Origin of the sequence: Rhizobium sp. BK538 (assembly GCF_014197575.1) — a bacterium.
GTDB lineage: Bacteria > Pseudomonadota > Alphaproteobacteria > Rhizobiales > Rhizobiaceae > Rhizobium.
Map to the genome: position 1 here is coordinate 36,855 of NZ_JACIFT010000017.1, position 25,390 is coordinate 62,244.

General features: G+C 59.9%; 23 protein-coding genes. 19 read left to right on the plus strand and 4 right to left on the minus strand.

Annotated elements, in window-relative coordinates:
* Positions 1-48: 48 nt before the first annotated feature.
* The 11 genes from pcaD to FHX09_RS20935 all read left to right on the plus strand — a co-directional run bounded on the left by pcaD (position 49) and on the right by FHX09_RS20935 (position 9,672).
* On the plus strand, positions 49-858 hold the full coding sequence (gene pcaD / locus FHX09_RS20885; protein ID WP_132588213.1) for a 3-oxoadipate enol-lactonase: 810 nt from the start codon (positions 49-51) through the stop codon (positions 856-858).
* The gene (gene pcaC, locus FHX09_RS20890; RefSeq protein ID WP_183718628.1) at positions 855-1,259 is read left to right on the plus strand and encodes a 4-carboxymuconolactone decarboxylase; all 405 of its coding nucleotides are present in this window, start codon (positions 855-857) and stop codon (positions 1,257-1,259) included. Before pcaD ends, pcaC begins: the two co-directional genes overlap by 4 nt.
* Positions 1,260-1,269: 10 nt before the next feature.
* Positions 1,270-2,019 carry a protocatechuate 3,4-dioxygenase subunit beta gene (pcaH, locus tag FHX09_RS20895; RefSeq protein ID WP_132588215.1) on the plus strand — a complete coding sequence of 250 codons (750 nt, stop codon included), beginning with the start codon at positions 1,270-1,272 and terminating at the stop codon, positions 2,017-2,019.
* Positions 2,019-2,633 carry a protocatechuate 3,4-dioxygenase subunit alpha gene (gene pcaG / locus FHX09_RS20900; RefSeq protein WP_132588216.1) on the plus strand — a complete coding sequence of 205 codons (615 nt, stop codon included), beginning with the start codon at positions 2,019-2,021 and terminating at the stop codon, positions 2,631-2,633. Before pcaH ends, pcaG begins: the two co-directional genes overlap by 1 nt.
* A 72-nt stretch (positions 2,634-2,705) precedes the next feature.
* The gene (locus FHX09_RS20905; protein ID WP_132588217.1) at positions 2,706-3,758 is read left to right on the plus strand and encodes a 3-carboxy-cis,cis-muconate cycloisomerase; all 1,053 of its coding nucleotides are present in this window, start codon (positions 2,706-2,708) and stop codon (positions 3,756-3,758) included.
* A gap of 125 nt (positions 3,759-3,883) precedes the next feature.
* Positions 3,884-5,056 (plus strand): ABC transporter substrate-binding protein, encoded by a 1,173-nt coding sequence (locus FHX09_RS20910; RefSeq protein ID WP_007794999.1) that lies wholly within the window; start codon positions 3,884-3,886, stop codon positions 5,054-5,056.
* Positions 5,057-5,156: 100 nt separating this feature from the next.
* Positions 5,157-6,020, plus strand: coding sequence for a branched-chain amino acid ABC transporter permease (locus tag FHX09_RS20915; protein ID WP_132588218.1), 864 nt, complete (start codon positions 5,157-5,159; stop codon positions 6,018-6,020).
* A 1-nt stretch (position 6,021) separates the two neighbouring features.
* Positions 6,022-7,032, plus strand: coding sequence for a branched-chain amino acid ABC transporter permease (locus FHX09_RS20920; RefSeq protein ID WP_132588219.1), 1,011 nt, complete (start codon positions 6,022-6,024; stop codon positions 7,030-7,032).
* Entirely contained in the window at positions 7,029-7,793 is a 765-nt protein-coding gene (locus FHX09_RS20925) for an ABC transporter ATP-binding protein (protein WP_132588220.1), read from the plus strand. Before FHX09_RS20920 ends, FHX09_RS20925 begins: the two co-directional genes overlap by 4 nt.
* Positions 7,774-8,490 carry an ABC transporter ATP-binding protein gene (locus tag FHX09_RS20930; RefSeq protein ID WP_132588221.1) on the plus strand — a complete coding sequence of 239 codons (717 nt, stop codon included), beginning with the start codon at positions 7,774-7,776 and terminating at the stop codon, positions 8,488-8,490. The genes FHX09_RS20925 and FHX09_RS20930 overlap by 20 nt, the downstream gene beginning before the upstream one ends.
* Before the next feature lie 348 nt (positions 8,491-8,838).
* Positions 8,839-9,672 (plus strand): MBL fold metallo-hydrolase, encoded by an 834-nt coding sequence (locus tag FHX09_RS20935; RefSeq protein ID WP_132588222.1) that lies wholly within the window; start codon positions 8,839-8,841, stop codon positions 9,670-9,672.
* Here the strand turns inward: FHX09_RS20935 and FHX09_RS20940 are convergent.
* Positions 9,665-10,414 (minus strand): polysaccharide deacetylase family protein, encoded by a 750-nt coding sequence (locus tag FHX09_RS20940; protein ID WP_132588223.1) that lies wholly within the window; start codon positions 10,412-10,414, stop codon positions 9,665-9,667. The two genes, FHX09_RS20935 and FHX09_RS20940, sit on opposite strands and share 8 nt — an antisense overlap.
* Positions 10,411-11,499: a glycosyltransferase family 4 protein gene (locus tag FHX09_RS20945; RefSeq protein ID WP_183718626.1), complete on the minus strand. Its 1,089-nt coding sequence runs from the start codon at positions 11,497-11,499 to the stop codon at positions 10,411-10,413. Before FHX09_RS20945 ends, FHX09_RS20940 begins: the two co-directional genes overlap by 4 nt.
* Positions 11,500-11,690: 191 nt before the next feature.
* Between FHX09_RS20945 and FHX09_RS20950 the strand changes: the two genes are divergently transcribed.
* Together FHX09_RS20950 and FHX09_RS20955 are read left to right on the plus strand one after the other, a co-directional pair.
* The gene (locus FHX09_RS20950; protein ID WP_184450566.1) at positions 11,691-13,412 is read left to right on the plus strand and encodes an adenylate/guanylate cyclase domain-containing protein; all 1,722 of its coding nucleotides are present in this window, start codon (positions 11,691-11,693) and stop codon (positions 13,410-13,412) included.
* A complete protein-coding gene (locus FHX09_RS20955) occupies positions 13,409-14,287 on the plus strand; it encodes an FkbM family methyltransferase (protein ID WP_132588226.1) in 879 nt (292 codons plus the stop codon). The genes FHX09_RS20950 and FHX09_RS20955 overlap by 4 nt, the downstream gene beginning before the upstream one ends.
* Here the strand turns inward: FHX09_RS20955 and FHX09_RS20960 are convergent, their stop codons facing one another.
* Positions 14,288-14,767 carry a class I SAM-dependent methyltransferase gene (locus FHX09_RS20960; protein WP_132588227.1) on the minus strand — a complete coding sequence of 160 codons (480 nt, stop codon included), beginning with the start codon at positions 14,765-14,767 and terminating at the stop codon, positions 14,288-14,290.
* A gap of 125 nt (positions 14,768-14,892) precedes the next feature.
* Between FHX09_RS20960 and FHX09_RS20965 the strand changes: the two genes are divergently transcribed.
* Positions 14,893-16,071 carry a DUF3095 domain-containing protein gene (locus tag FHX09_RS20965; RefSeq protein WP_007794970.1) on the plus strand — a complete coding sequence of 393 codons (1,179 nt, stop codon included), beginning with the start codon at positions 14,893-14,895 and terminating at the stop codon, positions 16,069-16,071.
* Here FHX09_RS20965 and FHX09_RS20970 read toward each other — a convergent pair.
* Entirely contained in the window at positions 16,061-17,413 is a 1,353-nt protein-coding gene (locus tag FHX09_RS20970; protein ID WP_184450567.1) for a nucleotide sugar dehydrogenase, read from the minus strand. The genes FHX09_RS20965 and FHX09_RS20970 overlap by 11 nt on opposite strands.
* 434 nt (positions 17,414-17,847) lie before the next feature.
* Between FHX09_RS20970 and FHX09_RS20975 the strand changes: the two genes are divergently transcribed.
* The 5 genes from FHX09_RS20975 to FHX09_RS20995 all read left to right on the plus strand — a co-directional run bounded on the left by FHX09_RS20975 (position 17,848) and on the right by FHX09_RS20995 (position 25,318).
* Positions 17,848-19,194 (plus strand): adenylate/guanylate cyclase domain-containing protein, encoded by a 1,347-nt coding sequence (locus FHX09_RS20975; protein WP_132588229.1) that lies wholly within the window; start codon positions 17,848-17,850, stop codon positions 19,192-19,194.
* Positions 19,195-19,346: 152 nt separating this feature from the next.
* Complete coding sequence (locus FHX09_RS20980; RefSeq protein ID WP_132588230.1) at positions 19,347-21,239, plus strand: ABC transporter ATP-binding protein; 1,893 nt, start codon at positions 19,347-19,349, stop codon at positions 21,237-21,239.
* Complete coding sequence (locus FHX09_RS20985) at positions 21,233-23,143, plus strand: ABC transporter substrate-binding protein (protein ID WP_183718619.1); 1,911 nt, start codon at positions 21,233-21,235, stop codon at positions 23,141-23,143. The genes FHX09_RS20980 and FHX09_RS20985 overlap by 7 nt, the downstream gene beginning before the upstream one ends.
* Positions 23,144-23,146: 3 nt before the next feature.
* Positions 23,147-24,145 (plus strand): ABC transporter permease, encoded by a 999-nt coding sequence (locus tag FHX09_RS20990; protein WP_132588232.1) that lies wholly within the window; start codon positions 23,147-23,149, stop codon positions 24,143-24,145.
* Positions 24,146-25,318, plus strand: coding sequence for an ABC transporter permease (locus tag FHX09_RS20995; protein ID WP_007794952.1), 1,173 nt, complete (start codon positions 24,146-24,148; stop codon positions 25,316-25,318). It begins immediately after the preceding gene.
* Positions 25,319-25,390: the final 72 nt, after the last annotated feature.

A 25,390-nucleotide genomic window follows, 5' to 3' on the forward strand; every position in this document is an offset into this window, starting at 1 on the left:
AGGTCGACTGCGGCTTGCATGGGGATGGGCGCGGAGAGGAGATTTGCCATGCAGTTTGCTCGTATCAACGACATCGCGATCCATTATCAGCTGATCGGCGGCCCCGCCGACAAGCCGGTCATTGTCTTTGCCAATTCGCTTGGCACCGATTTCCGCATCTGGCGTGACGTGATCGTGCGACTGGCCGGGGACTATGCGATCGTTGTTTACGACAAGCGCGGCCACGGGCTTTCCGATGTCGGTCAGGTTCCTTATTCGATCGAAGACCATGCCTCCGATCTTGCCGGTTTGCTCGATCTTTTGGCGGTCAAGCAGGCCTTCATCTGCGGTCTTTCGGTGGGCGGGTTGATTGCTCAGGCGCTCTACAAGGCGCGTCCCGACATGGTGCAGGGGCTGATCCTTTGCGACACCGCGCACAAGATTGGTACTGCCGAAAGCTGGAATGCGCGGATTGCAACCGTTGCCAGCAAGGGCATCGGCAGTATTGTCGATGGTGTCATGAAGCTGTGGTTCACGCCGGCCTTCCGGCGGCCCGAGAATACGGCCTATCACGGTTACAGCAACATGCTCGTGCGCCAGCCGGTGGAAGGCTATCTCGCCACCTGCGAGGCGATCCGTGACGCCGACTACACGGAGGCTGCCGCCAAGATCGGCGTTGCGACGATCTGCATCGTTGGGGATCAGGACGGCTCGACACCGCCCGACCTTGTGAAGCAGACCGCCAAGCTCATTCCCAATGCCCGCTTCGAGGTCATTCGCGACGCCGGCCATATCCCTTGCGTGGAGCAGCCGGAAGCGCTGACGGCAATCATCCGCGCGTTCATCGATTTCGCATTGCATGGAGAAGAGAACCCATGAGTGAACTCCACCAGCCATCGGAGCGCTTTCAGCAAGGGATGGCGACGCGCCGTGCTGTGCTGGGCGATGCCCATGTCGATCGCGCCGAAGCGAGTTCGACGCCTTTCGACAAGCCGTTCCAGGACCTAATCACGGAAGCTGCCTGGGGCCACGTCTGGTCGCGCCCGACGCTGACGCGCCGTGAGCGATCGATCGTCACCATCGCGCTTCTTGCCGCGCTCGGCCAGGATGAAGAGGTGGCCATGCATGTACGCGCCACCGCCAACACCGGCGCCTCACGAGATGACATCTGCGAGGCGCTGCTGCACGTGGCGATTTATGCTGGTGTTCCCGCGGCCAATCACGCCATCAAGATCGCCAAGCACGTTTTCGAACAGATGGACGCCGGCAAGGCGACCTGAAAGGTACAGTATGTCTGACCTCACCAACCGCAAGCCTGAAACCGGCGCTTTCTTCGCCCGAGATCGCGCGTGGCACGCGCCCGCCCTCACCCCGGGCTACAAGACCTCTGTTTTGCGTTCTCCGCAGCGCGCACTGCTCTCGCTCGACGGGACGATCTCGGAGATCACAGGCCCGGTCTTCGGCCATTCTGTCATCGGCGAGCTCGACAATGATTTGATCCACAACTTCGCCAAGCCAGGCGAGAGTGCCATCGGCGAACGCATCATCGTTCATGGCCGCGTGCTCGATGAACGTGGCCGGACAGTGCCGGGTGCTCTTGTCGAGTTCTGGCAGGCCAACGCCGGCGGGCGCTATCGACACAAGAAGGAAACCTATCTCGCCGCCATCGATCCGAATTTCGGCGGTTGCGGACGCTGCATCACCGACGAGTACGGTCAGTATTCTTTCCGTACGGTTCGCCCAGGGGCCTATCCCTGGCCGAACGGCGTCAACGACTGGCGCCCGGCCCATATCCACTTTTCGATCTTCGGCCACGGGTTTGCCCAGCGTCTGATTACGCAAATGTATTTCGAGGGTGATCCAATGATCTGGAAGTGTCCGATTGTCGGCACGATCCCGGACAAGCGCGCCATTGAGCAGCTGATTGCGCCGCTCGACTGGGGCAATACAATTCCGATGGATGCGCGCGCCTACAAGTTCGATATCGTGCTGCGCGGCCGCCGCTCGACCATGTTCGAGAACCGCCTGGAGGGGAATTGATGGTACAGGAACCAGGCTACCTCAAGGAAACACCGTCGCAGACGGCTGGCCCGTACGTTCATATCGGCCTAACGCCGAACTTCTGTGACATCGGTGGCGTTTATGAAGACGACCTTGGCTCGATGATGGTCAACGACAAGACTCTCGGAGAGCGTATCACCGTGACCGGCCGCGTTCTTGACGGAGCTGGTGCGCTGGTCCGCGATGCCGTCATCGAAATCTGGCAGGCCGACAGCGCCGGCCTCTATAACAGCCCGTCTGAAATGCGTGGCACGGCAGATCCGAACTTCACCGGTTGGGGTCGCTGCGCGACGCGCGCCGAAGACGGCGTATTTACCTTCGACACCGTCAAGCCAGGTCGCGTTCCGTTCAAGGACGGACGCAAGATGGCGCCGCACATCACCTTCTGGATCGTCGCTCGTGGAATCAACATCGGCCTGCACACGCGCATGTATTTTCCCGACGAGACCGAGGCCAACAAGGCCGACCCGCTGCTGTTGCGCATCGAGCACCGCGAGCGCGTCGACACGCTGATTGCCGTTCGCGAGGGCTCGACCTACACCTTCGACATTCGACTTCAAGGAGACAGGGAGACCGTGTTCCTGGATATCTGACCGCAGGGCTGCGGGACCTTGCAACGCGACGATTTCCGGGCGCAGTTATCGGTTCCCGCAAGAAAGATACTGATGACGATCTCAGCTTACGATCACCCCTTTCTCTCCGGCCTGCTTGGCGACGACGAGACTGCTTCGTATTTCTCCGCGCAGGCGGATATTCGCGCGATGCTCGGCTTTGAAGCAGCGCTCGCGAAGGCTAAGGCCGTTCATGGTCTGATTTCGCACGAGGCCGCACGCCATATCGGCACCGTTTGCGCGACGTTTGAGCCGGACGTTTTGCATCTGAGAGCGGCCACTGCCCGCGATGGGGTTGTGGTTGCTGATCTCGTCAAACAGCTTCGCAAGGCGGTCGGAAGTCCGTATTCCGATTGCGTTCACCTCGGCGCCACGAGCCAGGATGTCATCGACACCAGTCTGATGGTTCGGCTCAAGGCAATCGCGTTCCTGTTTTCAAGTCGGCTCTCGCAGCTTGCCACGGCGTTCGACAATCTCGACGCGCAGTTTGGAAAGAATGTCCTGATGGGGCGCACACGCATGCAGGCAGCGATTGCGATCACCGTGTCGGATCGTCTTCGTGCCTGGAGCGCGCCGCTCGGCGGCTATCGCGACCGGCTGACCGAACAGCGGTTCCCCGTGCAGTTTGGCGGGGCGGCCGGCACGCTCGACAAGCTTCAGGATCACGCACCGGCCATACGCGCTGCTCTTGCTCAGGAACTCGGCCTTTCCGACACGCCGCAATGGCAAAGCCAACGCGGGATAATCGCTGATTTCGCCAATCTGCTCTCACTCATCAGTGGCAGCCTCGGCAAATTTGGCCAGGATATCGCGCTTCTGGCGCAGGCCGGCGATGAGATCGAGCTTGCCGGTGGTGGCGGTTCGTCCGCAATGGCGCACAAGCAAAATCCGGTCGCCGCTGAAGCGCTGGTTGCTCTTGCGCGCTTCAATGCGACCCAGCTTTCCGGTTGCCATCAGTCGCTGGTGCATGAACAGGAGCGATCGGGCGCGGCCTGGATGCTCGAATGGCTTATTCTGCCGCAAATGGTTATGGCTACAGCCGCTTCGCTTCGTCTGGCGCTTGAACTGGCCGGTCATATCAAGCGAATTGGGCAGCGAAACTCATAACCCTAGAAGTATGAATTCCGGCTTTTATTTCATTTTACATTACCGTTTGGGATGAGACACTATCGCCAAGATTTAGCTCCGAGCTAATCCGGCGTGGGAGTGCGCCATCGTCAATGGGAGGATTTATGAAACGGTTTGTCCTGGCCGCGGTTGCGGCAATCGTCATGAGCACAGCGGCCTACGCCGACAGCGTCAAGGTGGGTGTCGTTGGGCCGTTCTCCGGTCCATTTGCCCTGCAGGGCAAGAACTTCAAGGCCGGTATTGACGCCTACATGGCGATCAACGGCAACAAGGTCGGCGACAATACTGTGGAAGTCATTTACCGCGATCTTCCGGCCGCCGATCCGGCGCAGTCCAAGGCACTGGCGCAGGAACTGGTCGTCAAGGAAAAGGTCCAGTACCTGGCCGGCTTTTATTTCACGCCTGATGCGATGGCCGTGACACCGATCCTGAAGCAGGCGAATACGCCGCTCGTGATCATGAATGCTGCCACATCGGCGATCGTCACCAAGAGCCCACTGGTGGTCCGCGCCTCGTTCACGACATGGCAGACCTCGACCCCGATTGCCAAGGTCGCCCATGACGCCGGCGTCAGCAAGGTCATCTCAGTCGTCAGCGACTACGGTCCGGGTGTCGACGCCGAGAATGCCTTCAAGGCAGCCTTCGAAAAGGAAGGCGGCCAGGTCGTCGAGGCGATCCGCATGCCGCTGTCGACAAACGATTTCAGCCCGATCATGCAGCGCATCAAGGATTCCGGCGCGCAGGGCGTCTTTGCCTTTCTGCCGTCCGGTCCGACGACGCTCGGCTTCGTCAAGGCCTACAACGAGAACGGTCTCAAGGCCGCCGGCATCAAGTTCTTCGCGCCGGGAGACCTGACGCAGGAATCCGACCTTCCAGCACTTGGTGACGCTGCTCTCGGCATTCAGACGACCTTCCATTATGCGGTCTCGCATGACTCTCCTGAAAACAAGGCGTTTGTCGAAGCCGCAGCCAAGGCGATCGGCAACAAGGCGGAGCTGTCCTTCCCGGCCGTCGGCGCCTATGACGGCATGCATGTCATCTACAAGATGATCGAGGCGACCGGCGGCAAGCAGGACGCGGCCAAGGCTGTCGAGGCCGTCAAGGGGCTGACGTGGGTCAGCCCGCGTGGTCCGGTCTCGATCGATCCGGAAAGCCGCCACATCACGCAGAACATCTACCTGCGCGAAGTCACCAAGGCCGATGATGGGACCTATTACAACAAGGAAGTCCAGACGTTCGAAAAACAGGGTGATCCTGGCCTTGCGGCTGCGAAGTAACGGCTTCTGATATCTGCAGTGGACCGGAGAATGCTGGCGGCGCCGAGTGCGCTGCAAGCACCGCAACTCCGGCCCGCTCCAACAGCATCGGGATAACCTCATGCAAACAGTCTTCAGCATAGCCGTCGATGCGCTTGCCTATGGCATGGTGCTGTTCGTCATCTCGATCGGTCTGTCGGTGACAATGGGATTGATGCGCGTCGTCAATCTTGCGCACGGCGCTTTCGCCATGATCGGCGGCTACATCGCCTCCTATGCGGCGCGCGATCTCGGGCTCGGTTACGGCGTTGCGGTCATTGCTGCTGTCGTTGGTACGGTGATCATAGCAATTCCTGTCGAACGCTTTCTCTATAGGCGCATCTATGGGGCGCCGGAACTGACGCAGGTGTTGATGACCATCGGCATCACCTTCTGCATCATCGGTATTGCAAACTACGTCTTCGGTCCAACGCTGAAGACGATCCCGCTACCATCAGGACTTCAGGGCTCGGCCGATCTTGGCTTCCGAACCATCCCAGTCCATCGCCTGTTTGCGATCCTGTGCGGTCTCGCTGTCGCCGTCGGGCTTTGGTACGCGATCGAAAGAACAAGCTTCGGGGTGAAGCTGCGCGCCTCCGTCGACAATGCCGCCATGGCCGCAGCGCTCGGGGTACGCACCGAGGTCATCTATGCGTTGAGCTTTGCGGCCGCCGTCGGGCTTGCCGCCTTCGGCGGCGTAGTCGGCGCCGAACTGCTGCCCGTCGAACCCTACTATGCGCTCAGATACATGGTGACCTTCCTCGTGGTGGTTTCGGTCGGCGGCGCGGGATCCATCCCTGGGGCCCTGCTGGCCTGTCTCCTGCTTGGCGGCATCGACACCACCGGACGCTACCTGATGCCGGAGTTCGGCGAATTCTTCTTCTATCTCGCGGTCATTGCCATCATCTGCATCTTCCCGCGTGGCCTTGCGGGAAGGACGAAATAGAATGGCTATCGTCATGAATACCGAAGCAGCAATTTCCATGCCCGCCCGCCCGCGTCGCTCGATGGGGCGTGATGTGGCGGGTATCGCCGCCATCGTCGTCGTTGCCGCGATCGGCTACCTGTCGTTTCCGGACAATCTTGCGCTGCTCACGCGTATCGTCGCGGCCGCCTTGCTTGTCTTGTCGCTTGATCTCGTCACCGGTTACTGCGGGGTTGCGACACTTGGCCATGCGGCCCTGTTTGGATCAGGTGCCTATGCGGCCGGCATCGTCTCGGCTCACTACGGCATCAACGATCCGCTTTTGATGACGCTTGCAGGCATCGTCGGCGGGGCAGTAGCCGGATTTGTCAGCGGCGCCGTCATCCTGCGTGGCCACGGCCTGCCACAGCTCGTGCTGTCGATCGCGCTTATCAATCTCTTCCACGAGTTCGCCAACAAGGCGGCCAGTTGGACCGGCGGTAGCGATGGCCTGTCGGGCATCTCTGCCGATCCGATCTTCGGCTACTTCGAGTTCGATCTCTATGGCCATACCGCCTATGTCTTTGCGATTGTCCTGTTGCTCATCGTCTTTGTGATCCTGCGCCTGCTCGTGCGCTCGCCCTTCGGCATGCTGTGTCGCGCCATCAAGGCGGATCCGGTCCGCGTGCGCGCGATGGGCGCCTCGCCAAAAGCCGCCCTGATGAAGATGTACGTGATTTCGGGAGCGGTCGCCGGCGTCGGTGGGGCACTCAACGCCATCACCACGCAGGTCGTCGGCCTCGACAGCCTTTCCTTCACGCTGTCAGCGGAGTCGCTTGTGATGCTCGTCCTCGGCGGCACGGGCTCGCTGTTTGGCGCGCTGTCTGGAACTGTAATCTTCATGCTGTTTGAGGATTATGTCTCGGCGGCAAATCCGTTCCACTGGCTGACGATGGTCGGCGCACTGTTGATCGCCGTTGTCCTGTTTGCCCCGAAGGGGCTCTATGGTTCCGCCGCAGCCTTCGTGAACCGCAAGAAGGAGGCGGGACAATGAGCGCCGTCTTCGAAGTCCTCAACCTGAAGAAATCCTTCGGTGGCCTTGCCGTGACAAACGACGTGTCGCTGTCGATGGCACCGGGCGATCGCGTGGCGCTGATTGGACCGAACGGAGCGGGCAAAACGACATTCGTCAATCTTGTGACGGGCAACCTTCAGCCCGATTCCGGCGATGTCCGGCTTGCCGGCGAGACCGTCACCAAGATCGGGGCCAATGGCCGCGTCAAGCGCGGCCTGGTGCGCTCCTTCCAGGTTACCCGGCTCTTCGTCGAGATGACGCCGGCCGAGCATGTGGCCCTTGCCATCCTCCAGCGTCAGGGACGCACGGGTCGCATGTTCGGAAATTTCCTTGCGATGCCCGATGTGATGGACGAGGCATGCGACCTGCTCACAACGCTCGGCATCGTTCATCTCATGCATCGCAAGGTCAACGAGATTGCCTACGGCCAGCAACGTCTCCTGGAGATCGCCGTCGCCATGGCGCTGCGGCCGAAGGTGCTGCTGCTTGACGAGCCGGCGGCCGGTGTCCCCCAGAGCGATACCGGCCGCATCGAGCAGGCGCTTGCCGACCTGCCCGCCGATCTCGCCGTCTTGATGATCGAGCACGATATGGACCTCGTCTTCCGCTTCGCCAAGCGCGTCGTCGTTCTCGCTGCCGGCGCGATCATCTTCGACGGATCGCCTGCCGATGTCACCAAGGATGCCCGCGTTCGCCAGGCCTATCTCGGGAGCTATGCCAATGCCAGCCACGCCGCTTGAGGTCGAAAACCTGTCCGCCGGCTACGGACCGACACGCGTTCTCGAAGGCGTTTCCTTCTCCGTTCCTGCCGGCGCGCGCCTCGCCGTTCTCGGTCGCAACGGCATGGGCAAGACCACGCTACTTGCGACGCTGGCCGGACAGACCAAACGCTATGATGGTAGGATACGCATCGGCGCAGCCGATGTAACGGCGATGCCAAGTGCTGCACGTGCTCACAGGGGATTGGGTTATGTGCCGCAGGCGCGCTGCATCTTTCCGACCTTGACGGTCGAGGAGAACCTTTTCGTTGGCCTGAAAGGCCGTGCAAAGAGCGCGCTTGAGGAAGCTTACGGGATGTTTCCGCGCTTGAAGGAGCGACGCCGCAACCTCGGCAACCAGCTTTCCGGTGGCGAACAGCAGATGCTGTCCACGGCGCGCACAATCCTCGGCCGCCCGTCGGTGCTTCTCCTTGACGAGCCACTCGAGGGGTTGGCGCCCGTCATTTGCGAGGAACTGATGGCGGCTTTCGCCGAGCTCGCCAAGACCGGCGACATGACCATTCTTCTTGTCGAGCAACGTATCCAGAGCGCCTTGGATTTTGCCGACCGCGTGATCGTGCTCGAGCGCGGGCGTCTTGCCTGGGCCGGTGCGCCGAAGGCACTGTCTGACGATCACGACACTGTTGAGCGTCTGCTGGGTGTTGGAGGGCTTCATTAAGTCCGGCGATGCAATCGTCGCGTTGCCCTCCAATGTCCCAGCGCCTCATACTCTTGGCGAAGGGGCCGACAATTGTATTTGGAGGGCCGAGCAACCATCTAATACAAAGAAATGCGGACCGTGTCGCTTCTGTCCTGCCCAAGCGTTATGGCCCGTTTACCGAAAACAAACCATAGGCAGTTGCTTTCCGAAGCAAAAATCGATTGCTTAGGAAAATCTACCAGTTGAACTGATAGCCGGTAGAAACGATACCAACGATACGGGGTCGCCCATGGAATTCCACGCTTCGCTTGCTAATCATGATATGATTACGATAGCGTTGTGGGGTTGGCCCAATTTGAAGACGCGATGAGTAAAGATCTGTTTCAGGTAAAGTTTTGGGGCGTTCGCGGCAGTATCCCGGTCTCGGGCCCCGAATTCGATCGCTATGGCGGCAACACCTCGTGCATCGAAATTCGCTGCGGTGAACACCGGATGATCTTCGACGCCGGATCGGGCGTACGCGAAGCTGGCCTTGCCATGCTGAATGAGGACGTCCGTGACGTCGACCTGTTTTTCAGCCATTGTCACTACGACCACATCATCGGCCTGCCGTTCTTCAAGGCGATCTATTATCCCACCATCGATCTGACGATCTGGTCCGGCCATCTCGACGGAAAGATGAGCACCCGCGAGATGATCGAGCAGTTCATCAGCCCCCCATGGTTTCCTGTCAAAACCGACATCTGCCAGGCGACTATGAGCTTTCGCGACTTTCATGCGGGTCAGACGCTGGAGCCGCGGCCCGGTATCAAGATCAAGACCTTCATGCTGAACCATCCCGGCGGCGCGATCGGCTACCGTATCGAATGGAAGAGACGCTCGGTGGCCCTGATCTACGACATCGAGCATATCCCCGGCGTCTACGATCCGGTTGCGCTCGAAATGATGAAAGACGTCGATCTCGCCGTCTACGACTGCACCTATAACGAAGACGAGATGCAGCGCTTCAAAGGCTTCGGCCACTCCACGTGGCAGCATGGCGTCGAACTCGCCAGGATGGCCGGAACCAAGCAGTTTGCCCTGTTCCACCATGCCCCGTCGCGCACGGATACGCAGCTGGAGCAGATGGAACAGGAAGCACGGGCTTCGTTCCCAAGGGCTTTCGCCGCCAGGGACAATCAGGTCCTCGAAATCAGCTAAGCAGATCGCGCGCCGACATCCAGATGGCGCCGGGATGATGTTCGGTTTCCCGGAAGAGACGGGCCAGGAATTCCCATTCCGACGCTCCATGCACCAGATGGTGGGTGAGTAGGCCGATCGGCTCATCGTCGCCAGCAAAGCGAGCCTGTAATTCCACCACCAATTCTCCAACCAGATCCGCATGCGGACGGTTGCCGCGCTGTCGGCGGGTATTGACGACATCGACATGGGTATTCAGCAGGCGGATCGGGTTGCCGGCCTTGGCTCTGCCGAATACGGACAGCCCATCGAAGTCCTGCGCGCCAAGCTGCGGGACCAGCTCTTCGCTTATCCTGTTCCAAGGCGGCACCAGCATGGGCAAAAGCCTTGGACCGTAAAGATCTTGGAGCGTGACTAGGCCATCGCGCAATTCCCCAAGCACGGTATGCGCCGGTCGGTGGCGGCCGAGCTCCTGTTTCTTTTCGTCCGGCCCGGCATGGTTTGCATGCGACCAGCCGTGGACGGCAACAAGAACGTGATCTTCCCGGGAGAGGCGCGTTGCCAAGGCTTCGCCAGTCGACGCCGGAATAACCGCAATCGTGAGTGGGACGGAAGACTGACGGGTTATCCTGAGCAGGCGCTCGAGTGCATCGGTCGGCTCGATTGCGTCGTCGTCGCGCAACCAAAGTCGTGCCTGTCGACCTGCCGACCGCCAGCGGTCCAGTTCCTGCCGGAGGGGCGTCCAGTTTTGATCGTCGGTCATGCTTTTCGTCTCACATAAGTCTGCAGAATGGCATCGAGCGCATTGGCTGCAACCTGGAGCGAACGTTCCTCCAGAACGAAGTGACGCGCGCTTGCGCCCATTGTCGAGCGCTTGACGGGCTCGTCAAGCAAAGCCGCGATTGCGGCTGCGAAGGCCGGCACATCGCCTGCGGGCGTCAGATGGCCGGTGACGCCGTCGATAACCACCTCGGGAACGCCCGCAGTCCGCTGGGCGACCACCGGTAGTCCCGCCGCCTGGGCCTCCAGATAGGCAAGCCCGTAGGCCTCTCCACAACCCGGCCATACGTAGATGCCGGAGCGGCCGAGCTCATCAGCGATTTCGCCGGCGCTGAGCTCTCCGAGCCATTCGATGCGATCCGATTCGAAGGCGCCAAACAACTGCCGCACGTCGGCCCGCATCGGCCCATCGCCGGCGATTGCCAGCGTCCAGTGGCGATCCCCGAGGTGCTGCAGCGCCGCCGCGAGCATCGTGTAGCTCTGCATCTTGTCGCCGGAACGCATCATTGCGACGGCGATGAGGCGTTCCGGCTTCACCTGAGGCGGGGCGGTCGCCAAAAGCGTTGTATCGATGAAAGGCTTCAGGGCGGCGAATGAACCCGTCGGTAGGGCTTGTACCAACCCGGCCCGGTCGCGCTCGGTGAACATGATGTTGACGGCTGCCGCGCGGGCGCCGTCCACGACCAGTCTTTGTTGCTCGCCCCATTCCGTCGCATCTCTTTTCGCCGAATAGGACGCCTCGGCTGTGACGTATGGGATGGCGAACTCCCGGCAGAGTGCCGGCCCGAAGACATCGGGCGATTTGTAGTAAGGATGATAGCAGAACCAGAGGTCGGGGCGCGGCTTGCTTGTCCAGTCGTCCCGCAGGCGCTTCAATTCCGCCTCTGCGGCGGCCCGCTGCCCGGCCGCCTCCTGCGGTGTCGCTGCAAAGCTGCGGAACTGCGAGACGATTTCGACCGAATGTCCGGCAAGCTCCAGAGCGCGTATGAGCAGGCGCGCCATCAGGCGGTCGCCGGATGGAATGGGGTGGTTCGGGGATTTCAACGGTGCGTAGAACGCAATCCGCATTTCCGCACCTCCATCGACACACACTGTTTACAATCGTTGTATGGGCCTGCCACCAGAAATTCCGCTATTGTCGGCTTGCATAAGTTTTGTTGATAAACATGAAAGGCGATCGCAATCGCAGTGGCGGCAATTCCACCTCAATTCCGTCCTCTCTATTGCATTTGTCATTTGGTATTCAAGAACGGGAATGAATGGCGACGATCGCTGCCACCAGTATTTTTTCAGAGCGCTCGATCAGACGGGCTCGGCTCGGTTCCGGGCTCGTCATGTTTCTCTTCGTGCTGCTGCATCTCTCCAACCATGCCTTGGGTCTGATTTCCGTCCAGGCCGCTGACGATGGGCGAAGGCTTTTCTTGGCGATCTGGCGCAACCCTGTGGGAACGGTGGTATTCTACGGGGCGATCCTTACTCACATCACATTGGTTCTGCGCTCCGTTTATAGACGCAGGAGCCTGGTGATGCCGGCCGCGGAGATGACCCAGATCGTGCTCGGAATCGCTATTCCGCTGCTGTTGATCGACCATGTCATCGGCACGCGGATTGCCCACACGCTCTTCCGGCATCGGGATGACTACGAGACGATCGTTCGTCTCCTTTGGATCACCTCGCCAGCCAACGGCTGGCGACAGGTTGTCGCGCTTCTTGCTGTATGGACCCACGGCTGCATCGGCCTGCACTTCTGGCTACGCTACCGACCCTGGTACGATAGCATTGCCGCAATGCTGCTTGCCGTTGCGATCCTGCTGCCGGTGCTTGGCATACTCGGCTTCATCGAAATGGGTCGAACGATTGCGGAACCTGCTTACGAGGGCATGGTCAATACGGATCGGTATCAGGAAAACCTCAACATCCGCTATTATTCAGACCCGGAAGCGCAGCGCCAGATCGCGATGATCCGGGCCGGATTGTATGGATCATTTTCGGGCGCGCTGCTGATTGTCGTCGGTGCGCGGACCTGGCGGCGGTGGAGGGAGCGCGTCGATCAGATCACCGTGCGGTATCCGGGCGGTGAGGCGATCAGCGTGCCGCGTGGCTTTACGGTTCTCGAGGCAAGCAGGCTGGGCGGTTTGCCGCACTATTCTGTCTGTGGCGGCAAGGGGCAATGTTCGACCTGCCGGGTCCAGATCCTCAGCCGTCATGAGGATCTGCCGCCGCCCGACAAGCTGGAGCATTCGACGCTCAAACGGATCAACGCAGCGCCCGATGTGCGCCTTGCCTGCCAGTTGCGACCGACGCATGACGTGACAGTCGCGCCGCTGCTCGTTGCCGCACCGGAGACGGCATTGCCGCCCAACACTCAGGAGACGAGCCCCGGACGTGAACAAGAGATCACCGTTCTCTTCTGCGATATCCGTCATTTCACCTCGCTGACGGAAACGCGGCTCCCCTTCGACATCGTATTCCTGCTCAACCGCTATTTTGCGCTGGTCGGCAATGCCGTCGAGAAAGCCGGCGGGCGAATAGACAAGTTCATCGGCGATGGCTCCATGGCGCTCTTCGGCATCGGCAGCTCTCCCGAAGAGGCCTGTCGCCAAGCGCTTGCGGCGGCGGCGGCCATCGTGCGTGATATCGACAAGCTCGGCGCCGAGCTTTCGGACGAACTTTCCATGCCGCTTCACATAGCCATTGGCATTCACACTGGCCCCGCGGTTGTCGGAACGCTCGGCTATGGCCGGGTGCGCAACCTTACCGCAATCGGCGATACGGTGAACGTTGCAAGCCGGCTGGAGACAGCTGCCAAGGAATTCGATGCGGCAATCGTCATTTCCGAAACGGTCGCAAACCTTTCCGGAGCGGATACGGCCGGTGTCGAAAGCCGTGAAATCAGTGTGCGGGGCCGCGCCCTGCCCTTGAAAGTCTATGTCATTGCGAGTGACAAAGCCGCCGAACTGGTCGAAGGAAAAGGTGCATGACAGGCCGCGACTGGCTCAAGGCCAAATTCTGGAAGAAGCGCCTGCGCCGGGCACGCAATGCGATTGCCAGCAGGTTCTTCAATACCCGCACCGGGCGGCGGTTGCTGATCGAGAACATCGGACCGCGGGTCGTCTCGATGACGGTCGATGCGGGGGATCACCTCATGACCTTTTCGCCATCCGACTACATCGGGCGAAAGGTCTTTCGAAAGGGGCACTTCGAGCGCGAGCATGTTGACCGGCTGATCACGGTGCTGCGTGAGCGGGGCCTGATGCGCAAGCACGGCCATCTCCTGGAGATCGGTGGCAACATCGGAACGCAGACCGTCTACTTCGCGCTGAGCGGCGCCTATGCCCGCATCGTCAGCATCGAGCCCGACCCGCGCAACTTCCCGCTGCTGCAGAAGAATATCCGCCAGAACAAGCTCGATGGGATGGTGACGCTGGTCAACTGCGCCGCTGGGGCGAAAGCTGGCGAGATCGACTTCTTTATGAACGCCAACAATCATGGAAAAAGCAGCGCGTACCGAAAGAGTGCCAGCGATGAGAAGACGAGCGTCCCGGTCAAGCCGGTGACACAGATCCTCGATGAGCTTTCGATCGATCCTGCCGATATCGGCCTCGTCTGGATGGACATCGAAGGCTATGAGCCGGTCGCATGCCGCTCGATGCTGCCACTCCTGTCGCGCCGCGTGCCTGTCTACATGGAGTTCACGCCACTCTTCTACGGGCCGGAACAGACCCGCGAATTCATCAAGACGCTCGCCAGCTTCTACGAGAATTGCCTGGTCTTCTTCGAGGAGGAAGAGCAGGAGATGAAGGTCGTGAACCTGCCTGGCAGCGTCGAACAGTACGACGTGCTGTTTCTTCCCTGATTATTTGCGCCGATAGAGATAGTAGCGGCCTTCCTTCACGCCTGCAGGAAGCGCCAGCGGCTCCAACTCCGGGTGATCCAGCGGCAGACCGCTGACGGCAATCCCGTCTTTGGTAAGGACGCCGACCATCAGTTGCGGCAGCCATGTCAGCGTGATGGCGTCGATGTCGTCATGACCGGTACCGATATCGGCATGCGCGAGAGCTGCGCCGATGCCGACGAAAGCCTGGCCGGATTCACGGATGTCGCCGGTCACCATATTCTGCGCCGGCGGCGTGGAGGACGAATATGAGCGGACCTCACGATCGAAGGCGATAATGCGACGATCCGGAAAATGCTCGCACAGATGATCGTAGGTGCGGCCGTTGCCAAGGCCAAATTCCAGCACCGGGCCTTCGGTGCCGTTCACAAGCTCGACGATTGCATTGAGGATATCGCGCTGAGCCGTCAAACGGCGGATGAAGCTGTCCAGACGGCTCATCTATGTTCTTGTCCATTCAATCGTTTTTCGAAAGCGGTGCTAGCACATGAAACTGTGCAAAGTCGATTGCCGTAGATGCAAAATGGCGTTGCAGTCACGGCATGGGTCTGTGTTAGGTTTCTCACATGAACGACGTTTCGAATGAAAGATTTTTCGCCGACGTGCCCGTCTTCACCGACTTCGAGCGGGTGACGGATACGAGCAACTATCACCCGCTCCCAGACGGCTGGTTTCTGGCACTCGCCGACATCGTCGGTTCGACACCGGCAATTGCGGCCGGTCGTTACAAGGACGTGAACATGGCGGGCGTCAGCGTCATTTCAGCGATCCTGAATGCGGTCGACAAGGGAGACTACCCGTTCGTGTTCGGAGGCGACGGCGCCGTGGTCGCTTTGCCCGGAAACCTGGAGGTCGCTGCGCGCGGCGCACTGGCGGCGGCGCAGCGCTGGGTTGAGGAGGAAATGGGCCTGACGCTGCGCATTGCGGTCGTGCCTCTCGCCGATATTCGCAACGAGGGCCTGGACGTTCGCGTCGCGCGTCATGCGGCCAGTCCGTTCGTCACCTACGCAATGTTTGCCGGGGGTGGAGCGAGCTGGGCCGAGCGCCAGATGAAGAGTGGGCGTTATGGTGTCGAGCCCGCGCCGCCAGGCACGCGGCCGGATCTGACGGGCCTGTCATGCCGCTGGAGCCCGATCGCCGCTCACAACGGCGAAATCGTCTCGATCATCGCCGTACCGGCCGAAGGCGGTCGCCCCACCGCCGAGTTTCGCAAACTCGTGATGGACGTCGTGGCAATCTCTGCCGAACAGGGTCGCGGCGGCCACCCGGTTCCGCCGGACGGTCCCGAATTTGCCTTTTCGATGAAAGGCGTCGATCGTGAGGCGCGGGCGATAGCACAGCCGGGAAAGCGCCTGAAGCAGAAGCTGTTCATCCTCCTTCAGATTGTCCTCGTGGTCGTCCTGCACAAACTGGGTGCCAAGCTTGGCCGCTTCGACGCCCGGCGTTACACGCAGGACGTTTCCGGCAATTCCGATTTCCGCAAGTTCGATGATGGCTTGAAGATGACGATCGATGTCGATTCGAACCATCTCGGCCGTATTCAGGCGCTGCTAGAGAACGCAAAAGCCAAAGGCATCGCCCGCTACGGCTTGCACCGGCAGGCGTCCGCGTTGATGACCTGCTTCGTTCCAACACCGCTTTCGCGCGACCACGTGCACTTCATCGATGGCGCCAGCGGCGGCTACGCCGTTGCCGCGAGCCAGATCACGGGCAAGCAGCTCTCAGGCGTTCAGATCACGCCTTGACAATGTGACCGGCGGTTAGCCCGAGACGCGCGAAGACATTGCGGGTGTCGACGATCAGCGGCGCACTGTTTGCGACGAGCGGGTAGTCGAGATGATCATGGTCGGTCGCCACCAGAACGGCGTCATAGGCTTCCAACACCTCCAGCGTAAGGTCGACCGATTTGCGACCTCTCAAGTGCTGGTACTCGCGCGTCGAGGGGATCTCGCCGACATGGGGATCGTGGAAGTCGGCCTTGCCTCCCCGCTCTTCGATGATCTCAATGAGGCGCAGCGAAGGGCTCTCGCGAATGTCGGCGACGTTCTTCTTGTAGGCTAAGCCGAGAACCAGCACGCGCGAGCGACTGAGGGCCTTGCCGGAGCGCATGTCGAGTGCTTCGGCAAGTTTCCCGACGACGTAGCGCGGCATTGCCGAGTTGATCTCGCCAGCGAGCTCGATGAAGCGCGTCGGCAACTCGTACTCGCGGGACTTCCAGGTCAGGTAAAAGGGATCGATCGGGATGCAGTGTCCGCCGAGTCCTGGTCCAGGATAGAAAGGCATGTAGCCGAACGGCTTGGTCTTTGCTGCCTCGATCACCTCCCAGACATCAACTCCCATGGCGGCGTAGACGGTCTTCAACTCGTTGACGAGCGCGATGTTGACTGACCGGAAGATGTTCTCGGTCAACTTGACGGCCTCTGCCGTCGCGTTGGAAGACACGGGAACCACGGTCTTGACCGCCGCGCCGTAGAAGCTCCTCATGAGTGCCAATGCCTGCGGGCCGTCGCCGGCGACGACCTTGGGGATTGTCGCCGTGTGATAATGCTGGTTGCCGGGATCCTCACGCTCTGGGGAAAAGCCGACGAAGAAATCCGTGCCTGATTTGAGGCCGGTTCTTTCCAAAATGGCCTTGACGACGTCGTCCGTGGTGCCCGGATAGGTCGTCGACTCCAGGACCACAAGCTGGCCGGCCCGCAGATGCTCGGCGATCGACCGAGACGTCGCCTCGACAAAGGAAAGATCAGGGTCGCGGTGCTTGGTGAGCGGCGTCGGCACACAGATCACGATGACATCGCAAGCCGCGAGCCCGGCAAAATCCGTGGTGGCGGAAAAGCGTCTGCCGTCGATTTCGGCAGCGAGATCGACGCTTGCGACGGCATCAATGTAGGAGCGCCGCGCATCCAGGGAGACGATCTTGTCGGGGTCAATGTCGAAGCCAGTGACAGCAAAACCGCTGCGGGCAATGGCGATTGCCAGCGGCAAGCCAACATAGCCGAGCCCTATGACGCCGGCGCGGGCGCTGCGCGTTTCGATCTTGTTTGAAAGGATGTCATAGGCGGAGGAACTGGCCAAGGCAGATCTCATCTCAGTGCTGAAGGTACTCTGATCTAATGTAAGACCGTGGCAATTGAAACCCGCCCGCAGTTCACTGAGCACTGACGCGATCGTGAAAATTCGCGCCATGGGTGTGCCTCAATCTCGCCGCTGTTCCTGCAGTGTGACCAAAAAGACTCGGGCGTCCCAAGAGATTGCATCACAACGTCAGAAAATGTGCGGATGCCATTGTTTGGGGTTGGCGCCGTGCCTATTTGTTTTCAATAATGAACCGCGAGAAAGGATTGCCTGTCACGCCTATTAAAATAAGGGTTTGACAGGTGCCGCTGCTGGGCCCCCGGCAGATCGTTGACACAATATTATCGCTCGTCCATCCTCCTTCCCGCCCTGCGCACGGCGTTGCTGCAGGCAGGGTTGCTGACGCTTTTTGGGAATGGACGTGCTTTATGAGGATACTACCGAGAATGGGCACGATCGAATCCACCGTCTCCACTATTTTGTTGGATCGGGTCGCCGAATGGCTGACGAATTCTTCGTTGGCTGGCGATGACCTCGAGAGCATCGTTCGCGGATTTTGCGAGCGCGTTGCGGCAGCGGGCTTGCCGATCGTACGCGTGCATCTGACGTTTTCCATGCTGCACCCGCTTTACGACGCGCTGAGCTTTACGTGGCGACGGGCAAGTGGCGTCACGATCGAGGGGTTTCGCCATACCGCGGCGGGACAGAAGCCCGACCGCTTCCTGCAGAGCCCGTACTACTACCTGTTGGACAACAATCTGCAGCACATTCGCCGCCGGATTCCAGCCGATGGGCCGGCCGAATTTCCGGTCTTCATCGATCTGCGGCAGGAGCGCATCACCGACTATTTGGCTTTCGTTCAGCCGTTTGGTGATGGTTCCGTGCAGGGCATGATGGGGTCATGGTCGACGGACAGCCCCGCAGGCTTTTCCGACGACATGATCGATGCGCTGTTGCGCATGCAGAACCACCTTGCCGTTGCGGCCAAGATGGCCGTTCTCGGCAAGCTCGCCAACAACATGCTGACCACCTATCTGGGCGGCGATGCGGGCAAGCGGGTGCTGAATGGCCAGATCCGTCGTGGTGACGGTGAGACAATCCGCGCCGCTCTCGTCATGGGCGATATGCGCCAGTCGACTATGTACGCCGAAAAGGAAGGCCGGCAGGCCTACATTGATACGCTAAACCAGTTCTTCGACGCGATCGCTGCGCCGTTCAACCGCAATGGCGGTGAGATCTTGAGTTTCCTCGGAGACGGTTTCCTGGCGGTTTATCCCTGCGGCCGGCACAAGGATCCGTCCAAGATTGCCTGTGAGGCCGCCCTTTCCGCCGTCCATCAGGCGCAAGCGCGTGTCGCGGAATTGAACCGGGAACGATTGGACGCGGGCCTGAGCAAGGTTTCCTACGGAATCGGCCTGCATGTCGGGAATGTGATGTTCGGCAATGTCGGCCTCAAGGACCGACTGACGTTTTCGGCATTCGGCTCGGCCGTCAACGAAGTCCAGCGCCTGCAAGCGCTGACAAAGAAATATTCGAGCGAGGTGGTCGCAAGCCAGGCATTTGCCGGCTACTGCGGCGGCGAGTGGCGCACCTTGGGAGAGGAAAAACTGCGCGGCATCCGCCAGAAGGTCACTATTTTGCAGCCGCATGTGCCGGCGCCCGTCCCGCATGTCGAAGAGAAATTCCGCGAAGTCGCACCGACCGGACTTTCAGAGGCGGAGCAGGTCATCCTGCTTCATCGTGATGCTCGCAAGCAGGCCAATAAACCAACGGTCGAGAAGTTCGTGCAGTAGAGGCGTAACCGCCTCAAACCAGATCCAGATTTCACTTTGCGCCGCGCAAGAAATGCGCCGGTTTTTGCGTGTCCGTCATCAACTGGACACCCCGATTGCGGTACGATAGTGTGCCTCAACGGGAACATAGAAAACTGGGGAATTTCATTGGTATGGCGTCCGCCTCGGATCTGTTGCGCATCGAGAACCTCGACGTTTCTTTCTCGGTTTTCGGCGATCGCCTGCGCGTCGTAAAGAACGCGAATATCCGTATCTTGCCGGGCAAGGTCACTGCGCTCGTCGGAGAATCCGGCTCAGGTAAATCCGTGATTAGCCAGAGCATAATGGGCATCCTCCCGAATCCGGCGACGGCCGAGGGACGTATCCTTTTTACCGACCCCCTGGACGGCAAGACGACGGACATTTTACGCTACTCGCGTGACAGCGAGCAGATGCGTGACCTGCGTGGGCGTCGCATGGCGACAATTTTTCAGGAACCGATGACCTCGCTGTCACCGATCCACACGGTCGGCAATCAGATCAGCGAAGCGCTCCTCATCCACACTGACGCCGATAAGCAGGAAGCGCGCGAGAAGACCGAGGAGATGCTGGGTCTCGTTGGCTTTGCCAATCCGAAGCGCACGTTCGATATGTACCCGTTCGAACTCTCTGGCGGCATGCGCCAGCGCGCGATGATCGCAATGGCGCTGATCTGCAATCCGGCGCTGTTGATCGCCGACGAGCCGACAACTGCGCTCGACGTGACAATCCAGGCGCAGATCCTGGAGCTATTGCGCGACCTCCAGCACAAGCTCGGAATGGCGATGCTGCTGATCACGCACGATCTCGGCGTTGTCGCAAACATGGCCGACGAGGTCGTGGTGATTTATCACGGCGAGATCATGGAGGCGGGGCCGGTCGATTCGATTTTCCGCAACCCTCAGCATCCATATCTCAAGGGCCTGATGGCGGCCATACCGCACTTCGACATGAAGCCCGGCGAGCGCCTCAAGGCGCTGCGCGACGTGCCCGTGAACCTCGAATCCCTGATCGGCAAGAAGAAGGTGAAGGCTGAGGGGCCGGAGGTCCTGCTTTCCGTCAACAACCTCTCGAAAACGTTCAAGACCCGCAACCGTGGGTTCTTTGGAACACGCGAGGCGGCGCTGGTTCACGCCGTCGACGATGTCAGTTTTGACATCCGACGGGGTGAGTGTCTTGGACTCGTCGGCGAATCCGGATGCGGCAAGACGACCGTCAGCAAGATATTGATGCGCGCCGTAACCCCCGACGGCGGCTCCGTGATCTTCAACGACGGCAAGGATGTCATCGACGTCTTGTCCGTCTCAGGTGACGATCTGCAGGAATTGCGCACCAAGATACAAATGGTCTTCCAGGATCCGGTTTCCTCGCTGTCGCCACGCATGACCGTGCGTAATATTCTCAGCGAGCCATTGGAGATCCACGACCGCGGGGATGGGCCGGAGCGCAAACAGCGCGTTGAGGCGCTGATGGGCGCCATCGGCCTCGACCGGCGCTACCTGAACCGCTACCCGCACAGCTTTTCCGGCGGCCAACGTCAGCGTATCGGCATCGCCCGTGCGTTGGCACTTGGGCCGAAGCTTATCATTCTGGATGAGCCGGTATCGGCGCTCGACGTGTCCGTTCAGGCCCAGATTCTCAACCTGCTCAAGGACCTGCAGAAGGATCTTGGGCTCACCTATCTGTTCATTTCGCACAATCTGGCGGTCGTCGACTACATGGCCGACCGCATCGCCGTCATGTGCAAGGGGCGCATCGTCGAGATCGCGCCACGCGAGATCATTCTGCGTGATCCCGTGCATCCCTATACGAAGTCGCTGTTGGCAGCCGTTCCCTTCCCCGACCTGAACCGGCCGCTCGATTTCGAAGCGCTCAGAAAGAACGGCGCCGCAGACAAGCAGAATTGGGGTATCACCTTTACGGCGGAGCATGATGACGCTTCCGAACTGGATTACGCAGATCTCGGCAACGGCCATTTCGTGCGGGCCCGCAAGGGTGCGGACGCAAAGGAGCTTCGCTCATGGTAACGCGGCGCACGTTTCTAGGTGGCCTTATCGGTTCGGCAATGCTGCCTTCGGTCGTCGAGGCGGCGGCGGATCGTGACATCGAGCCGGAGTTCCTCAGGGATTGGCTGCGCGCAGGACGTATTCCTGTGATGGTGGATCGGCTGCCGACCCATCCGCGGATCGTCAACATGAAGGAGGCGGGTCGGCAGCCGGGCGTCTATGGCGGCACGGTGCGCACGATCATCGGGAGCCAGAAGGACATCCGCTATATGACCGTCTACGGCTATTCGCGCCTGGTCGGTTATGACAAGCACCTGATGTTCCAGCCGGATATTCTGCTTGGTTTCGAATCCAAGGATGACACTGTCTTCACGTTCCATTTGCGCGAGGGACACCGCTGGTCTGACGGCGCACCCTTCACGGTCGACGATTTCCGTTACTGGTGGGAAGACGTGATCCTCAACAAGCAGCTGACGCCAGGTGGCGGAGCGCTCGAGCTGAGGCCGCATGGCAATCTTCCGAAATTCGAAGTCCTCGACGAATTGAGGGTTCGCTACACTTGGGAGCGGCCCAATCCGATGTTCATGCCGGCGCTCGCCGGCCCGCTACCGCTGGTGATTTTCGGACCCGGACACTACCTCAAACAGTTCCACAAGAAGTATCAGGATGATTTCCGTCTTTCGGCGCTGATGAAGGAAAACCGCGTCAAGAAGTGGGCGGACTTGCACATCAAGATGTCGCGCGCCTCGCGCCCTGAAAATCCGGACTTGCCGACGCTCGATCCATGGCGCAACACCACGCCGCTGCCGGCCGAACAATTCGTATTTGTGCGCAACCCGTTTTTCCATCGGGTCGACGAGAACGGGGTGCAACTCCCCTATATCGACAAGTTTATCCTCAACGTCAGCTCGTCCTCGATCATTGCTGCCAAGGCGGGCGCCGGTGAATCCGACTTGCAGGCAACTGGCGTTGACTTCAGCGACTACACCTTCCTGAAGGATGCAGAGAAGCGGTTTCCGGTGAAGGTCAATTTGTGGAAGCAGGTGCGCGGATCGCGTGTTGCGCTGCTGCCGAACCTCAACTGCGCCGATGAGGTCTGGCGCAACCTCTTCCGCGAGGCCCGGTTTCGGCGCGCGCTGTCGATGGCGATTAATCGGCATGAGATCAACATGGTTGCCTTCTACGGTCTCGGCAAGGCAAGCGCTGATACCGTTCTACCCGATAGTCCCCTCTTCAGGCCCGAGTATGCGGAGGCCTTCATTGCCCATGATCCGGATCAGGCCAACAAGCTCCTTGACGAGCTCGGACTGACGAACCGTGGCGCCGACGGCATTCGCTTGCTGCCGGACGGTCGCCGTGCCGAAATCACAGTGGAAACCGCTGGCGAAAGCAACCTCGACACCGACGTTTTGGAACTGGTGCGTGATCATTGGCTTGAGGTCGGTCTTGCGCTCTACACGCGTACCTCGCAACGCGACGTTTTCCGCAGCCGCGCCATGAGCGGCACGATCATGATGTCGATCTGGTACGGCATCGAGAACGGCGTCGCAACCGCCGATATGTCTCCGGGGCAGCTTGCGCCAACGGTTGACGATCAGCTGCAATGGCCGCTTTGGGGGATGTATCACCTGTCTGCCGGACAGGAAGGCAGCGCGCCCGACCTCAAGGAAGTGCAGCAGCTGGTCGATCTTCTCAAACAATGGGGTGATACGGCGAGATTTGAGGAGCGTGAAGTGATCTGGCATCAGATGCTGGCGCTTTACACCCAACAGGTCTTCTCAATCGGCCTCATCAACAGCACGCTGCAGCCGATCCTCAGATCTGCCAAATTGCAGAACGTGCCAGAGCGGGCCCTTTATGGTTTCGATCCAACGTCCTATCTCGGCCTTTATATGCCGGATGCCTTCTGGTTCAAGGAGGCTTGAGGGATGCTGAAATACATCCTTTGGCGCATTGCAGCGATGGTGCCGACGCTGTTCATCATCTCGGCGCTGGTCTTCACCATCATCGAACTCCCACCTGGCGATTTCTTCGAGAGCCAGATCGCCGAGCTGCGGGCTCAGGGGGAGAGTGCCAATCTTCAGGAAATCGAAGAGCTGCGGAAGCAATACGGTTTCGACAAGCCTGAGATCGTCCGCTACTTCTTTTGGGTCGGCGGCATGCTGCACGGAGACTTCGGCTATTCGTTCGAATATCAGCTGCCAGTCTCCGAAGTCGTCGGCGATCGCCTCTGGCTGACGATCCTCGTTTCCTTTTCCACGATCCTGCTGACGTGGTTGATCGCCTTTCCGATCGGCATCTATTCGGCCACCCATCAATACAGCTGGGGCGATTATGGGCTGACCTTTCTGGGGTTGCTCGGCATTGCCATCCCGAACTTCATGCTGGCCTTGATCCTGATGTACTTTGCCAATATCTGGTTCGGGGTGTCGATCGGGCATTTGATGGACCAGAAGTTCCTCAACGAGCCGATGAGCTGGGAAAAGGCCAGGTCCATTCTCTCGCATCTGTGGATTCCAGTCGTTATCGTCGGTACGGCGGGAACGGCCGGGATGATCCGGCGGCTTCGAGCCAACCTGCTCGACGAGATGCAGAAGCAGTACGTGGTGACCGCGCGCGCCAAGGGGCTTCACCCGCTGCGCGCGCTCGTGAAATATCCGCTGCGCATGGCTCTCAACTTTTTCGTCGCCGATATCGGTTCGATCCTGCCTTCGATCATCTCGGGCGCCGAGATTGTTGCGATCGTGCTTTCACTCGAGACAACGGGCCCAATGCTCATCAAGGCTCTGCAGAGCCAGGACATGTATCTCGCAGGCTCATTTCTGATGTTCCTTGCCTTCCTCAACGTGGTCGGAGTACTCGTTTCCGATATTGCGCTTGGCTTCCTCGATCCGCGTATCCGCCTCCAAGGCAGGAGCACCAAATAAATGTCGCCCTTGCCACCGCCCGGCGCGCCGATGCCGCATTATGTTTCGACGGCACCCTTCGATCCGATGGCGACCGAAGGGATGACGGCTGCGCAATCACGCATCCACCTTGCCTCGCAGAAGCAATTGATGTGGTGGAAGTTCAAGCAGCACCGGCTGGCCCTTGCCTCCGGCGTCTTCCTGCTCGCCCTTTATTTCATGATCATTATCGTCGAATTCATTGCGCCCTATGGGCTGCATACCAAGAATGTCGACTTCATCCATTCACCGCCACAGCGGGTCCACTTCTTCGACAACGGCAAGTTCATCGGCCCCTTTGTCTATGGACGCAGCATGTCGCTTGATCTCGACACGCTCCATCGAATCTACACTGACAAGCCAAACGATGTGCAGCCGATCCGTTTCTTCTGCCGCGGGGACACCTACAAGTTCTGGGGACTGGTAAGTTCTGATCTTCATTTGGTCTGCCCGGCAGTCGGCGGGCAAATGTTCCTGCTTGGCACGGACCGTCTCGGCCGCGACGTGCTTTCGCGCATTCTCTATGGGGCGCGCATTTCGCTGACGATCGGCTTGATCGGTATCACCATCAGCTTCTGCCTCGGTATCGTCATCGGGGGACTGGCCGGCTATTGGGGCGGTATCTTCGATTTGATCGTCCAACGCCTCATTGAAGTTCTGCAGTCGCTGCCGAGCCTGCCGCTCTGGATGGCGCTGGCGGCGATCATGCCGGTGACATGGAGTCCGATCGTCATTTACTTCGGGATCACGGTCATTCTCGGGATCATTGATTGGACTGGATTGGCGCGAGCCGTGCGCTCGAAACTCCTGGCGTTGCGTGAAGAGGATTATGTCCAGGCCGCCCAGTTGATGGGCGCCAGTACGCCGCGCGTCATCGGCCGACATCTCGTGCCGGGCTTCATGTCCCACTTGATCGCCTCGGCCACAATCTCGATCCCCGGCATGATCCTCGGCGAGACGGCACTGAGCTTCCTCGGACTTGGTCTGCGGCCGCCGATCACCAGCTGGGGCATTCTGCTGACAGAGGCAAAGAGCGTAAGCGTCATCGCATTCTATCCATGGTTGCTTTTTCCGATTATACCGGTCGTTCTGGTAATTTTGGCGTTCAACTTTCTGGGAGACGGCTTGCGCGATGCGGCAGATCCCTACAAATAGCGGCCAGCCCGGCGGAGCGCTGCTCTGTTGTCTGACGGCCAGCGGAAACCGGCGGTGCTAGTATGATGTACA